Source organism: Pseudomonadota bacterium (genome assembly GCA_023229365.1).
Lineage (GTDB): Bacteria > Myxococcota_A > Polyangia > JAAYKL01 > JAAYKL01 > JALNZK01.
The window spans coordinates 1-13,990 of sequence record JALNZK010000074.1 but is presented as its reverse complement, the minus strand read 5'-3'; the positions used below and the strand labels follow the sequence as shown (position 1 = coordinate 13,990).

Below are 13,990 nucleotides of genomic sequence, written 5' to 3'. Positions count from 1 at the left end.
TGGCCGACGGACTGCCGCCGATATCAGTCTTGAGGAGGGCGGTGGCGTTCGGCGAAGCGTCTCGACCAGCCGGAAACTACAAAGCGGAACACGAAAAGATTTGCATGGTAACCGTGAAAGCGTTATCTTGGTCGGGGAGCAGGGACGATGATCGTTTCCTTCGGCGATCGGGCGACATCGGATCTGTTCCACGGCATCGCGAGCGCTCGCGTCCGTGGCGTTGCCGGCGAGGTCGTGCGGATCGCCCGGCGCAAGCTGGACATGCTGAACGCGGCGGCACGACTCGACGATCTGCGCGCGCCGCCGGGAAACCGGCTGGAGGCGCTGAAGGGCGACATGAAGGGGTTTTTCAGTATCCGTGTCAACGACCAGTGGCGGATCGTGTTCCGCTGGACGGACCGCGACGCGCACGACGTCCGGCTCGCGGACTATCATTGAGGGAGGGAGTCGCGATGATCCCGAGTGACCGCGTCCCCACGCACCCCGGAGAGGTGCTGCTGGAGGAGTTCCTCAGGCCTCTCGGCGTCACGCAGATCGCCCTGGCGGCGCACCTCGGCATCCCGGTGCAGCGAATCAACGAGATCGTCCGCGGCAAGCGCGGCGTCAGCCCGGACACCGCATGGCTGCTGGCACAGGCGCTCGGCACGAGCCCTGAATTCTGGGTCAACCTGCAGACGGCGTACGACCTCGCGCGGACCCGGCCCGCTGCACCTATCACTCCGCTCGCCGCGGCGATCTGAGCTCGCCTCTCCGAGCGGCTCGCGTGCCGGCGGCGCCCGCCGCGCCTTCCCTGTGATCCCGGCGCGCGGCGTGGTAGTGTGAAGCCTCACGGTTCGAGTGGGAGGCGGAGTGACTCGGATCCACGAGCTGACGGAAATGGATCGCCTGAAGGGGGAGCTCGAGGCGCTGCGCGAGAGCGCGGAGAAGCACAAGCTGCTCATCGAGACGACCGACACCGGCTACGTCATCCTCGACGAGGCGGGCCGCGTCCTGGACGCCAACCCCGTGTACGTGAAGATGACCGGCCACGAGCGGCTCGCGCAGATCGTCGGCCGCTCCGTTGCCGAGTGGACCGCCCCGGGCGATCGCGCGCGCAACGTGACCGAGGTGAAGAAGTGTCTCGGGACGGGAGCGGTGCGCAACCTCGAGATCGATTACATGGGCCCGGACGGGCGGATCACGCCCGTCGAGATCAACGCCACGGCGCGGCGGGCGGCGGCCGGCATGACGATCTTCACCGTCTGCCGCGACATCACGGGCCGGCGGCGTGCGGAGGAGGCGCTGCGCGACTCCGAGCAGCGGTACCGATCGACCATCGACTCGATGGGCGAGGCGATCCACGTCGTGGATTCCGATCTCCGGATCGAGCTCCTGAACAGCACCGGCGAGAGGTGGTTCCGGGAGATCGGGATCGCGGGAGAGATCGTCGGCCGGCGGATCTTCGAGGTCTTCCCGTTCCTGCCCGACGACGTGCGCGACGAGTACCGGCGCGTCTTCGCGGGCGAGGGGCCGCTCATCACCGAGGAGACGAACGCGGTCGGCGGGCGGGAGCTCGCGACGGAGACGCGCAAGATCCCCATCGTCGAGGGGGGGCGCGTCGCCCGCATCGTCACGGTCATCCGCGACGTGACCGACACCGTGCGGGCTCAGGAGAGGCTGCGGCAGACGGAGAAGATGGAGGCGCTCGGCCGCCTCGCCGGGGGCATCGCCCACGACTTCAACAACCAGCTGGCGGCGATCATGGGCTACGCGGAGCTGCTCGAGCGCGGCGTCGAGGATCCGGCGCTCAGGGAGCACGCGAGGATCATCGCGCACGTCTCCCAGCGCTCCGCGGATCTGACGCGCCAGCTGCTGGCGTTCGCCCGCAAGGGGCGGGTCCGCTCCGTGCCGATAGACGTGCACGCCCTGCTCGCCGAGGTGGCCGCGATGCTGGGCAGGATGATCGATCCCGGGATCGAGATCCGCTGCCGCCTGGAGGCGGCCGACGCGGAGATCATCGGCGATCCGGCCATTCTGCAGAACGCGTTCCTCAACCTCGCGCTCAACGCCCGGGACGCCATGCCGGGCGGAGGCGTGCTGCGCTTCGACACCGACCTCGTCGCCCGAGACGGCGAAGCGGAGGGCGGCCTTCCGAGCGATCCCAGCGGCGGGGGCAGCCTGCGGATCCGCGTCTCGGACGCCGGCGTCGGGATGAGCGAGGAGGTCCGACGGCACATCTTCGAGCCGTTCTTCACGACCAAGGGGTCCGGGGCGGGCACCGGGATCGGCCTGGCCGCGGTCTACGGCGCCGTCACCGGGCACCACGGCACGATCCGGGTCGACAGCGAGCCGGGGAAAGGCACGACCTTCACCGTGCTGCTCCCGCTCGAAAAGGGGAAGCGCGCACACGTCGCGGCCGCGGCCGACGACGCCCCGATCACGGGCCGGGGGAGCGTCCTCGTCGCGGACGACGATCCCGCGGTGCTGCGGGTGATCACCGACGCGCTCTCGGGGTTCGGATACCGCGTCACGGCGTGCGCGGACGGGGTCGATGCCGTTTCCCGCTACCGCGAGGCGTGGAGGGAGATCGACCTCGTCCTCCTCGACGTGATGATGCCCACGCTCGATGGTCTCGGCGCCCTCGCCGAAATGCGCCGGATCAACCCGGCCGTTCGGGCCATCCTGTCCTCCGCAGAGCCGTCCGGGGAGGACGGGCGGAACGCGGGAGACGAGGCCGGGGTGCCGTTCCTCCAGAAGCCGTTCACCTTGGCGGAGATGGCCCGGCTCGTGGCATCGGCGGTCGGCAGCGGGGTCCGCTGACGAGCTCAGCGCCCCAGGATCTCCCGGATCCTCGCCGCGAGCTCGCGCGGGGTCGTCGGCTTCGCGATGAACGACTCGCGGGTGTCGCCCGCTCCGCCGCGTGCCGGGTTGCGATCCGAGTACCCCGAGGTGAACAGGACGCGCAGCTCCGGCCTCTGCGCGCGCAGCCGGTCAGCGAGCTCGCGCCCGCCCATCCCCGGCATCACGACGTCCGTCAGGAGGAGATCGATCCGCCCGTCGTGCTTCTTGGCGAGCGCGATCGCCTCGGGGCCGGTCCTGGCGGCGAGCACGCGGTACCCCTGGCCGTCGAGCGTCCTCTGCAGGAGGTCGCGGACCGTCTCGTCGTCCTCTGCGATGAGGATCGTCTCGCTTCCGCGCTGGGCGTCCGGCGGCTTCGAACCGCGCGTCGCTACGGTCGGCGGCTCGTCGCAGCGGGGCAGGCGGATCCGGAACTCGGTCCCCTTCCCGACCTCTGAGTCGACCTCGATTGCACCGCCCGCCTGGGTCACAGTGCCGTAGACCATCGACAGTCCGAGCCCGGTCCCCTTGCCGACGGGCTTGGTCGTGAAGAACGGCTCGAAGATGCGGCTCCGGACGGCGTCGTCCATGCCGTGCCCGGTGTCTCGCACGGCGAGCACGACCTGGCCCTCCGCGTTCGCCGTCGCGATGGTGAGCGTCCCGCCGTCCGGCATGGCGTCCCGCGCGTTCACCGCCAAATTGAGCAGCACCTGCTCGAACTGGCCGACGTCGACCCGCGCCGCGCCGAGCCCCTCCGAGAGCTCGAGGCGCAGCGCGACGTCCTCGCCGATGAGCCGCGCGAGCATCCCGCGCAGGCTCTCGACGAGGTGGTTCAGGTCGACGACGGTGGGCGCGACGACCTGCTTGCGCGCGAAGGCGAGGAGCCTCCGCGTCAAGGCAGCGGCGCTCATCGCGGCCTTCTCCACCTGCGCAAGGAGCGGCGTGACCTTGTGCTCGGGGCCGAGCTCCAGCATGGCGAGCGAGCTGTTGCCGACGATGCTGGTCAGGATGTTGTTGAAGTCGTGCGCGACGCCGCCGGCGAGCCTGCCGATCGACTCCATCTTCATCGCCTGCTGCAGCTCCTCCTGGAGCCGCCGGCGCTCCTCCTCCTCCTCTCGTCGGCGCCGCGCGTCCCGGACGACGAACCACGAGCGGACGCCGAGGAAGGACGCGAGGACGCCGCACAGGAAGAGCAGGCTCGAGACGGCGATCAGCCGGTTCCTGAACGCGGTGATGGGCGACAGGATCTCGTCCTCGGCGGACGCGATCGCGACGGACCAGAACGTCCCCCGCAGCCGGATCGGCTCGTAGACCGTGTACTTCTTGGTGTCCGGGGCCTCGCGATCGATGGCCTCGCCGTACATGTGCGTCATCGTGCCGCTCTTCCCGGCGAGCATCTCGCGCGCGAGGGCGAGGGAGGAGGGTGACCGCGCGTTCGTTTCGAAGACCGACCTCCCGGCGTGGCCGGGGATGCGGCAGTACAGCTCCGTCCCGTCACGGCTCAGGACCCACGCGTGGCCGGTCTTCCCGACCGCGATCTCCTCGAAGAACCGCTTGGCGATCACGCGGAACCTGATCGTGATCGCGAGCGAGCCCCGGTAGCCGTCGCGGTCGAGGATCGGCACGTGCAGGGCGACCGCGTCGTGGCCCTGGACGGTGCGGAACACGTCGCTCACCACGGGCTCGTGCCGCGACAGGATCTCCCGCATGTGCTTCTGGCGCGAGATGTCCTGCCCGACCGACGCGGCGTGCGGGGCGGTGAAGACGATCACCCCGGCCTCGTCCGTCATCGTGATCCCGTTGATCTGGTCCGAGCTCGCCTCGTAGAAGCTCCGGAGGAGCGCCTCGCCGTGCGGGTCGAGCCGCGCGACGTCGTCCACGAGCGCGAGCGATTTCAGCGTGCGCGTCCAGTGGTCGAAGAACTGCTCGACCCCGAGCGCGGCCTGCCGGGCGTGCAGGCGCTGCCGCAGGGTCAGCCCGTCGATCGCGTTCCGCTTCGCCTCGTCGTAGGCGCCGCGGAAGAACAGGGCGCAGGCGCCCATGAGAGCGATCAGCAGGGGGATCCAGACCCGCAGCTTCATCGGAGCAACGCCAGGAGGCTCGTCCGGCGCGCCCGACCCGCCTGTGTGCAGCCGCAGCCCGAGTCGCCGTTCCCGCCCGTGTAGTTGTTCACCTCCGTGTCGGTGTCGGTGTCGGTGTCGGCGTCGGTGTCGGCGTCGGAATCGGAATCGGCGTCGGCGTCGGCGTCGGTGTCGGTATCGGTATCGGCGTCGGTGTCCGTGTCCGCATCTCCGGTCCCGAGCTCGTACGCGCCGACGTCGATCTCTCCGTCGTCGGGCCGCGGGACGGCCTCGCCGGGCGCGAGGACCGTCTGCATCGGCGGCATGTACTCGGGCGCGAGGAGCGGCGAGGGGAAGGCGTGGTCGCCGGTCACCGCGGTCGCTGAGGTCCCGGCGTTCACGAGCGGACTCCCCTCGTTCGGGAAGAGCTCCAGCCCGCCGTCGGGATCGCCGTCGGCAAATCCCGGATCCGCGCCCGCGAGCGCGTCCGTCCACGCCGTCGGCACCTCGATCGAGCCCTCGGGGATCCAGTTGAACGATCCCGCGAACGCCTCGCCGTCGAGCCAGTCGGCCTCGACCTGGCGCACGAGGCGCACGCCGTCCCCGGAGAGGCTGTAGAAGACGTTATCGTGCGCCTCGACGCTCTCGAGGCCGTCGAAGAGGCGGAACACGGCCGCATCCGCGCTGGCGACGACCACCGTGTTGCTGACGAACCTGTACCGCCCCCACGTCTGGCCCGTGGCGTCGCCGCCGAAGCGCACGACCGAGAACTCCGCGTTGGCGCCCGCCTTCACGAGCACGTTGCCCACCACGTCCGAGTCCTCGCGCGCCATCTCCTCGGTCCAGCCGTCCTGGGCGCCCCAGGGATCCGGGCCGATGAGCTCGAGCTCGTGGTAGTACGATCCCTCGATCCAGTTGTAGTAGATTTCGTTGCGCTCGGCGCGCGACTTGACGCCGTTGCCGCCGTTGCCGTCGTGCACCCAGCAGTGCAGCATGCGGAACACCGAGCCCGGGAACGCCACCTCGTCGGTCGCCATGTAGATCTGGTGCTGGCCGTCGCCCGCGCCGCACCCGTACACCTCGACGTGCTCGAGCGTGAGATCGCCGGAGTCGTTGTCCGCACCGAGGATGCCGTGGGCCGGGCAGTCGTGGACGACCGAGCCGCGCAGGACGATGTCGTCCCCATGGTGGTAGAAGCACCGCGACGAGCCGCCCGTGATGTCGAGCGCCTCGATCACGTAGTGGCTGCCGTGGATCGCGACCGTGTTGACGCCTCCGTCCACGATCGGCCGCTCGCCGTCCGCCGGGATCCCGCGAATCGTGATGGGATCGCCCGAACCGCCGGAGTCGTAGAGCTCGAACGCGTTGTACGTATTTCCGCCGACGATCTCGACGACGTCTCCGGCTCCGAGCGCGGGGAGCTCCGAGAGCTGTTCGTAGGTCTCCCCCGGGGCGATCGTGTACGTGGCCGCATTCGCCTCGGATGCGGCCGTCACAATAAACATCGCAATTATCAGAGCCATCGCCGCGCGGATCATGACGCTCCCCCTCCGTTCGCTCCTGTTTCCCCGGATCTTACGCTCTGACCGTGGCGTCGGGCGAGCCCATTTTTTCAGGTGCGGCCGGGCCGGGTCCCGGGGAGCTTTGTAGATGCGGGCGCTCCGTTTTCGGTTTATAGTTGCGCCGCTCGACAACGCGTGCCGCGGAACGCGGTTTCGACCGGCGTCAAACGGTTCAACGGGAGGAAAACGATGAAGTTCTTCGATGCTCCGCTCGAGCTGCTCGAATCCACGAAAGTCGTCGAAAGTTTCGTCGAGTACGCGAAGATGGAGACGACCTCGGACGGAAGCTGCGAAAAGTGCCCGAGCACCGAGAAGCAGTTCGATCTCGCGCGCCCCCTGGTCAAGCAGCTCCAGGAGCTCGGGGTGGCCGATGCGGCCGTGGACGAAAATTGCTACGTCACCGCAACGGTTCCGGGCAAGGGCACCAAGACGATCGGTCTGATCGCCCACCTCGACACGTCGCCCGCGGCGTCCGGCAAGGACGTGAAGCCGACGTTCCACCGCAACTACGACGGCAAGCCGATCCGCTTGGGGGCGGGCGTGGTGATCGATCCCGCGGACAACCCGGAGCTCGCGAAGTGCGTCGGCGACACGGTCATCACGTCGGACGGCACGACGCTCCTCGGCGCGGACGACAAGGCCGGCATCGCCGTGATCATGGCCGCCGTGGGGCACCTCATGGCGCACCCGGAGCTCGATCGGCCCACGATCAAGATCGGCTTCACGCCGGACGAGGAGATCGGCCGCGGCCACGCCAAGTTCCCGCTCGAGAGGTTCGGCGCGGACGTCGCGTTCACCCTCGACGGCACGTTCGACGGCGAGATCAACATCGAGACGTTCGAGGCGTACTCGGCGTTCGTGACCGTCACAGGCGTGGCGACGCACCCGGGCACGGCCAAGGGGAAGATGGTCAACGCCCTGCGCTACATGGCGAAGCTGCTCGACCGGCTCCCGGAGGGGGCGCGGCCCGAGCGCACCGACGGGCGCGAGGGGTTCATCCATCCGCACGAGATCTCGGGCGACGCGTCGAGCTGCAAGTGCCACCTCATCCTGCGCGACTTCGAGGAGGACAAGGTCAAGGCGCTCGGCGAGGAGCTGCGGGCGATCGCGGCGAACGTCGTCGCCGAGGAGCCGAGGTTGAAGATCGACGTCGACATCCAGTTCTCGTACCCGAACATGCACAAGTTCCTCAAGGACAAGCCGGAGATCCGAGAGCGGCTCGAGGCCGCGGTCCGCGGGGCCGGGCTCACGCCGAACCTCGTCCCGATCCGGGGCGGCACCGACGGCGCCAGCCTCTCCAGGAAGGGTCTCCCCACGCCGAACATCTTCGCCGGCGGCATGAACTTCCATGGGCCGACCGAGTGGATCTCGACGCGGTCGATGGGGCTCGCGCTGTGCACGGTGCTCAACCTGCTGGGGCTGTACGCGAAATAAAGGCCACGGGCGAGGTGCGATGAGCGACGCGACGCGGGACGACGGCCTGCCGACGGATGAGGCTCAGGCCTCCGACGCGGCGCCCGCTCCGGGCGTCACCCCGGTCTCGGAAACCGTTCCGGGCGAGGGTGTCTCGGTGGCGCTGGAGGCGGCCATCGCGGACGCCATCGCGCAGGCCGAGGACGCGGCGCCGGCTCCGACGTCGGACACGATCCCAGCGAAGGCGTTCGACGCGCTGATAGGCACCGTGCTCGACGGGCGCTACCTGATCACCGGCGCGATCGGCGAGGGCGGCATGGGCCGCGTCTACCGCGCGACCCACGTGCTCATGGACAAGCTGGTCGCGATCAAGGTGATCCACTCGGAGCTCGCCCACATCGAGGACATCACGAAGCGGTTCGAGCGCGAGGCCAAGTCGTCGAGCCGGCTCACGGATCCGCACTGCATCACGGTCACGGACTTCGGCCGCACCGAGGACGGGACGCTGTTCCTCGTGATGGAGCTGCTCGACGGCGAGTCGCTCGAGGAGCGCATCGCCGTGAGCGGCGGCCTCGCGGTGACCAAGGCGCTCGACGTCGCGAAGCAGATGCTCCGGGGGCTCGCCCACGCCCACGCCCAGGGGGTTGTGCACCGCGATCTGAAGCCCGAGAACGTCTACCTCACGACCCACGGCGAGGAGACCGACTTCGTCAAGATCCTCGACTTCGGGATCGCGAAGCTGGCCGCCGGCGGGGAGGACGGCGAGAAGGGCGTGAGCCTGACGCGCACCGGCGTCGTCTTCGGCACGCCGAAGTACCTCTCGCCCGAGCAGGCGTTCGGCGACAAGGTCGATCAGCGCTCGGACCTGTACGCGGTGGGCGTCATGCTCTGGGAGATGCTCACCGGCACCGCGCCGTACGAGGCGGACTCCGCGGTCGATCTCATGTCGATGCACCTCACCGCGCCGACGCCGTCGCTCTCGGACCACGGGCGGTTTCCACCCGGACTGCAGGATCTGATAGACCGCGCGATGGCGAAGCGGCCGGTCGACAGGTTCCCGAGCGCCGAGGCGTTCCTCGAGGCGATCGCGGCGATCGATCCGGACGCCGCGCCGCGCTCGCGCCTCTTCGAGGCGCTGTACGGCGTCGAGCGCCGCGCGAAGCGGATGCCAGTGGCCGGCCCGATCGTGCGCCTTCCCTTCAGGGCCCGCTTCGCGATCATCGGGGGGATTGCGCTGATCATCGCCGGGATCGTCGTCGCGGCGACGGTGGGCGACGACGAGGCGGACGCGCTGCGGCCGACCGTCATCGTCCCGTCCGAGAACGTCGGAGACATCGGCGACAAGACGGATCAGGTCAAGAGGCTCCTCGATCGCGCCGAGGCCCAGGTCCGCGGGGACAACGCCGCGGAGGCGGTGATCACGGTGAAGGAGGCGCTCGGGATCAAGCCGGACATGCCGGCCGCCGTGCTGCTCCTCGGGCACGCGGAGTTCCTGTCCGGGGCCCGGGATCAGGCGATGATCGATTACGACAAGGCGCTCCTGGCCGACCGCACGCTCGCGGCGGACATCCGGCTCCAGGAGAACCTCCACGAGGGGCTGAAGTGGGGCGTGTCCCGCGAGAAGGCCGCCGTGCTGCTCGCGGTGTACGGCGGCGCGGCGGGCATCGACACCCTCAAGGAGCTCGCGAACTCCGCGCTCACGGACGGCGACGTCCGGAGGGCCGCCCGCCAGGCGCTCGTCGACACGAACAACGAGGCGCACGTCGACTGGCTCACGTCGCTCACCGCCGACTTCAACGAGCTGACGAAGTGCAAGGCGCGCAAGGACGTCATCGATCAGATGGCGAAGACCGGGAACACCGGCTTCCTCCCTCTCCTCGAGAGCTACCGCTCGGTCAAGGTCAAGGGGCCGCGCGGCAAGATCAAGACGACCAACGTCTGCGTCGGCGAGGCGGCCGAGGCGGCGATCCTCGTCCTCACGGGGCGCAGCGTCGACGCGGGAACCCCCAAGCCGTGATCCTCAACGGGTTCAAGATCGCCGTCGCCCCGGCCCGCTCGTTCGGGCCCGCGCTCGCGAGCTGTCCGCGCTCGCCGAGCGGCCTTCTCGCGGCGGCGCTCACGGCCGTGCCCTGGCCCGCGGCGGCGGTCGTCGGAGGGCACCTCGGCGCCGCGGCGCTCGGGCTCACGACCCCGGAGATCGGGGTGCAGCGCGCGGCGGTCGGCTTCGTCGCCGCGGTCGGCGGCGCCCTCGTCATGGCCCCGGCGCTCGCGCTCGCCCTGATGTGGGTCTCGAGGAGCGCCCGGGCGCCGGGGGACGCGGAGCGCTGCGGCGCGCTCGCCATGGGGCTCGTCTGGCCGTCGTGGGCGGCGGGGATCCTGCTCGCCGGTCCGCCCCTCGCCGGGCTCGGCCCGGAGATCGGGGAGATCGCGTGGTTCGCCCTCGGCACGGTGCTCGCCGCGCGCGCGCTGTGGGTGCACGCCAAGGCCGGCACGGACGTCCGCAGGCGCTGGGCCGGGCCGTTCTTCGCCCGCGGCCTGGTCGCCTTCACGCTCCTCTTCGCGGCCGTGCCGATCGCGCCGGCGCTCGCCGCCCGCGCAGCGTTGGGCGTCGAGGGCGAGCTCGTCCGCGCGGCGCCCGAGCCGATCGTGTGGCCGCTGCCCGAGGCGCCGGACTGGTAGGCCGCCGTGCTCGATCTCCACACCCACTCGAACGCATCGGACGGCTCGATGCCCCCGGCCGCCCTCGTGGAGCTTGGCGCGGGGCTGGGCCTCACGGCGCTCGCGCTCACGGACCACGACACGGTCGCGGGGATCGCCGAGGCGGCGCGCGCGGCCGACGGGAGGCGGATGCGGTTCGTGCCCGGCGTGGAGCTGTCGGCGCGGATCGACGGCGGCACGCTGCACCTCTGCGGGCTGTTCGTCGACGCCGGGAGCCCGGCGATCGCACAGTTCCTCGCGGGCGTCCTCCGGCTGCGCGAGCAGCGCAACGCGCGGCTCGTCGCCCGGCTCGCCGAGATCGGGATGCCGGTGACCGCCGAGGAGGCGCTCGACGCGTCGGGCGGAGAGCTCGTCGGCAGGCCGCACTTCGCCGCGGTCCTGATCCGCAAGGGGTTCGCCGCGAGCATGGGCGAGGTGTTCGCGAAGATCCTCGGCCGCGGCGGCGTCGCCCACGTGTTCAAGGAGCGGCGCGAGCCCGCGGAGTGCATCGCGGCGATCCGCGCGGCGGGCGGCGTCCCGATCCTCGCGCACCCGGATCAGACGGGCCGCAAGGGCGCGGCGCTCGACGAACTCGTGGGCGGGCTCAAGAAGCTCGGCCTCGAGGGCGTCGAGACGTTCTGCGCCGCGTACACCTCGCAGATGGTCCAGGACTACACGCGGGTCGCGAAGCGGCACGGGCTCCTGCGCTCGGGCGGCTCCGACTTCCACGGCTCGCCCAAGCCCGACATCCGGCTCGGGCGGGGCTTCGGATCGCTCCGGGTGCCGGACGCGCTGCTCGCGCCGCTCGAGGAGGCCGCCGCGCGGATCCGCGCGACAGGGTGAGATCGACTCGGCGGGAACGTGTGGGAATCGAACCCACCTAGCACGCTGTTAACGCGCAAAAACGGATTTGAAGTCCGCAGGGCCCACCAGGTACCCATCCGTTCCCGTGAGCATGGTCGCCGAAGGGGTTCGGGGTGTCAATGCGGCACCGATCGGCCGCGGCCGCGGTCGGGGGGTGCGGTGCGAGTCGACGAAAGGCGCGACTTCTGGTAATCCTGCGCCCATGGACGGCGGGAACGAGCTCCGGGAGATCAAGAAGGAGATCATCGAGGCGCGGGGCCTCATCATCAAGTCGAACAACCTCGCGAGCAGCCTGAACGCCGAGGTGCGCAGCATCGGCAAGCGGCAGGCGTCCTACGAGCGGCACTTCTCCTTGGGCTCGGTGGTCAGCTACGTCGTCGTGGCGATCGTGGCCTGGGCCGGGATCCAGCTCGCCTACGGGTACCGGCAGGCGGCGCTCAACGAGTCGCTCGCCGCGGCCAAGGCGGACGCGGCGGCGGCGAAGAAGGAGCTCGCGGCGCTCCGGGCGGAGGCGGAGGCGCACGGCAAGGGCAAGGCCGGAACGAACCTGCTCGAGCTCTACACGCTGATCCACGAGGGCGACCGCCAGAAGGCGATCGAGACGTACGACGCGCTCGACCGCGCGGCGCTGACCCCGCTCGAGGCGAAGCTGCTCGCGGACGCGATCGACGAGTTCCGCGGCGAGCTGTCCATGCAGCACTACACCTCCGGCTTGGATCTCTCGGCCCAGCAGAAGTTCGCGGAGGCGGTGGAGGAGTTCAGGTCCTCGCTGCGCTACAAGGAGGACTCCGGGCACGCCAAGGCGGCGCAGATCGAGCTCGCCAACGCGCTGCGGTTGCAGGGCAAGCCGCGCGAGGCGCTCGCCGTCCTGCAGAAGCTCGTCGAGGAGAGGCTCGACCGCGATCTCGCGGACGACGCCTACTGGTACCTCGCGCTGGCGCACGAGGAGGCGCACCAACGGGACGAGGCGCGGTCGGCGCTGCGCGCCCTGATGCGCCAGTACCCGGACAGCCAGTACTTCCGCGCGGCCCGCCAGAAGGTGGCCGAGATCGAGCTGCACCTGAACCGCCCGTAACCTACCCCCTCGGTCCCGACCTACCCCCTCGGTCCCCCTCCCGACGCGGGAGGGGGAGGCATCTGAACCGATCTTTTCAGGATCCATACGGCTGCTCCCCTTCCCGCGTCGGGAAGGGGGCGGGGGTTGGGTTTCGACCCCGGGCAGGCCGATGGTTTCTCAGCGTCCCGAGAGGCGGCGCGCGAGGAGCAGCGGGATTCGAATCACCATCCCCCAGAACATCGCGAAGCTGAGCCAGGTGAAGCGGAGGTTGTCGCGCCGCATGTCGAAGTGCGTGACGCGCTCCCCGGCCGAGGGGTACCGCACGTCGACGTCCAGGTGGCCGAGACGCACCCCGGCCCACGCCGCGCGGACGAGCACCTCCATCTCGAACGCGAAGCGCGGCTCGCGGCAGCGCAGCGCGCGGACGGCCTCTACCGGGTAGACGCGGAGGCCGCACTGCACGTCGCGGCACCGCCGCCACCCGTTCAGCGTCGCCCAGAAGTTGGAGATCGCGCGGCCGCGGCGGCTCGCCGCGGGGGTGGCGTCCGCGGGCATGCGGCGCACGCCGATCCAGATCCGGGCCTCGTCTCCTGCGGCCTCGGCGAGGAGGCGGCGGAGCTCCTCCGGCGGGTGCTGCCCGTCGGCGTCGATCACCGCGGCGTGGGTGAAGCCCGCGTCGTGCGCCGCCTCGAGCCCGCGCCGGATCGCCGCGCCCTTGCCCCCGTTGACCGGGATCCGGACGACCTCGGCGCCGGCCGCGCGGGCCGCCTCGTCGCTCCCGTCGGTCGAGCCGTCCGCGACCGCGACGACGTCCGGAGCGATCGCCAGGCAGCGGCGCACCACCTCGCCCACCGTGGCGGCGTTGTTGTAGACGGGGATGAGGACGACCGCCCTCACGGCTGCGGCCTCCGCGACATGGATCGGAGCAGCCGGTCGATCGGGTTCTTCGGGTTCCACTCCTGGAACCTGAACCTGCGGTAGATGTACTCCGCCGTCAGGAAGGCGCCGAGGTACAGGTAGCTCACCGGGCCCACGAGGAGGGCCCAGAGCGCCTTGTCGTGGACGAACGCGGCGCCGAGCACGAGCGCCGAGTTCCCGACGAAGACGAAGAGCCAGGCCTTGGTCAGGCGCCGGCAGTACGCCGCGTTCTCGGGCGGGAGGTCGGGCCGCGAGAGGCGCGCGAACCGCTCGATGATCGGCGCCGAGCCGGGGCGGAGCGACGCGGCGAACTGGAAGAAGAAGATCAGCGAGATCCCGAACGGCGTGAACCTGAGGAACAGCTCCGACCCCGACCACGCCGCGCCGGCGAGCAGCGCCGCGGTCCCGGCGATCTGGATGAGGATCGGGGCGGACGTCTCCTTCGATCCGAAGATCTGCGAGACGAACCTCCGGCCGAGGAGCACGGCGAGGAGGAGCGCGGTCCAGCGGACGTCGAGGTAGGTCAGGCCCAGGAGCACGATCAGCGGGTACAGGGCGAGGACGACGGCGTCGAAGATGCGGCCCATGGGCCCTCCTCGTGG

The 13,990-nt window shown here is 70.5% G+C and carries 12 protein-coding genes and 1 tRNA gene; 8 read left to right on the top strand and 5 right to left on the bottom strand.

What is annotated here, in order from left to right; translation table 11 throughout:
- Window positions 1–147 precede the first annotated feature (147 nt).
- The 3 genes from M0R80_21890 (at window position 148) to M0R80_21880 (ending at window position 2,799) form a co-directional block, all read left to right on the top strand.
- Window positions 148–438 (top strand): type II toxin-antitoxin system RelE/ParE family toxin, encoded by a 291-nt coding sequence (locus M0R80_21890; GenBank protein MCK9462286.1) that lies wholly within the window; start codon window positions 148–150, stop codon window positions 436–438.
- A 14-nt stretch (window positions 439–452) separates the two neighbouring features.
- Window positions 453–740 (top strand): HigA family addiction module antitoxin, encoded by a 288-nt coding sequence (locus M0R80_21885; GenBank protein ID MCK9462285.1) that lies wholly within the window; start codon window positions 453–455, stop codon window positions 738–740.
- A gap of 109 nt (window positions 741–849) precedes the next feature.
- Entirely contained in the window at window positions 850–2,799 is a 1,950-nt protein-coding gene (locus M0R80_21880; GenBank protein MCK9462284.1) for a PAS domain S-box protein, read from the top strand.
- Window positions 2,800–2,804: 5 nt separating this feature from the next.
- Here the strand turns inward: M0R80_21880 and M0R80_21875 are convergent, their stop codons facing one another.
- Window positions 2,805–4,898, bottom strand: coding sequence for a response regulator (locus M0R80_21875; GenBank protein ID MCK9462283.1), 2,094 nt, complete (start codon window positions 4,896–4,898; stop codon window positions 2,805–2,807).
- Complete coding sequence (locus tag M0R80_21870; GenBank protein MCK9462282.1) at window positions 4,895–6,382, bottom strand: hypothetical protein; 1,488 nt, start codon at window positions 6,380–6,382, stop codon at window positions 4,895–4,897. The genes M0R80_21875 and M0R80_21870 overlap by 4 nt, the downstream gene beginning before the upstream one ends.
- Window positions 6,383–6,628: 246 nt before the next feature.
- On the opposite strand from M0R80_21870, the gene pepT reads away from it, so the two are divergent.
- From pepT to M0R80_21850, 4 genes are read left to right on the top strand one after another with little or no spacing between them, the layout of a single operon-like run.
- Window positions 6,629–7,873, top strand: a complete 1,245-nt coding sequence (gene pepT, locus M0R80_21865) for a peptidase T (protein ID MCK9462281.1) — start codon at window positions 6,629–6,631, stop codon at window positions 7,871–7,873.
- A 19-nt stretch (window positions 7,874–7,892) separates the two neighbouring features.
- A complete protein-coding gene (locus M0R80_21860) occupies window positions 7,893–9,869 on the top strand; it encodes a serine/threonine protein kinase (protein ID MCK9462280.1) in 1,977 nt (658 codons plus the stop codon).
- Window positions 9,866–10,531, top strand: a complete 666-nt coding sequence (locus M0R80_21855; protein MCK9462279.1) for a hypothetical protein — start codon at window positions 9,866–9,868, stop codon at window positions 10,529–10,531. The genes M0R80_21860 and M0R80_21855 overlap by 4 nt, the downstream gene beginning before the upstream one ends.
- Before the next feature lie 6 nt (window positions 10,532–10,537).
- The gene (locus tag M0R80_21850; protein MCK9462278.1) at window positions 10,538–11,392 is read left to right on the top strand and encodes a PHP domain-containing protein; all 855 of its coding nucleotides are present in this window, start codon (window positions 10,538–10,540) and stop codon (window positions 11,390–11,392) included.
- An 11-nt stretch (window positions 11,393–11,403) separates the two neighbouring features.
- Here the strand turns inward: M0R80_21850 and M0R80_21845 are convergent.
- Window positions 11,404–11,498: transfer RNA gene (locus tag M0R80_21845), tRNA-Sec, on the bottom strand.
- Between the two features lie 117 nt (window positions 11,499–11,615).
- Between M0R80_21845 and M0R80_21840 the strand changes: the two genes are divergently transcribed.
- Window positions 11,616–12,488 carry a tetratricopeptide repeat protein gene (locus tag M0R80_21840; GenBank protein MCK9462277.1) on the top strand — a complete coding sequence of 291 codons (873 nt, stop codon included), beginning with the start codon at window positions 11,616–11,618 and terminating at the stop codon, window positions 12,486–12,488.
- 159 nt (window positions 12,489–12,647) lie between these two features.
- Here M0R80_21840 and M0R80_21835 read toward each other — a convergent pair whose 3' ends face one another.
- Window positions 12,648–13,367, bottom strand: coding sequence for a glycosyltransferase family 2 protein (locus M0R80_21835; protein MCK9462276.1), 720 nt, complete (start codon window positions 13,365–13,367; stop codon window positions 12,648–12,650).
- On the bottom strand, window positions 13,364–13,975 hold the full coding sequence (locus M0R80_21830) for a hypothetical protein (GenBank protein MCK9462275.1): 612 nt from the start codon (window positions 13,973–13,975) through the stop codon (window positions 13,364–13,366). Before M0R80_21830 ends, M0R80_21835 begins: the two co-directional genes overlap by 4 nt.
- Window positions 13,976–13,990 lie beyond the last annotated feature (15 nt).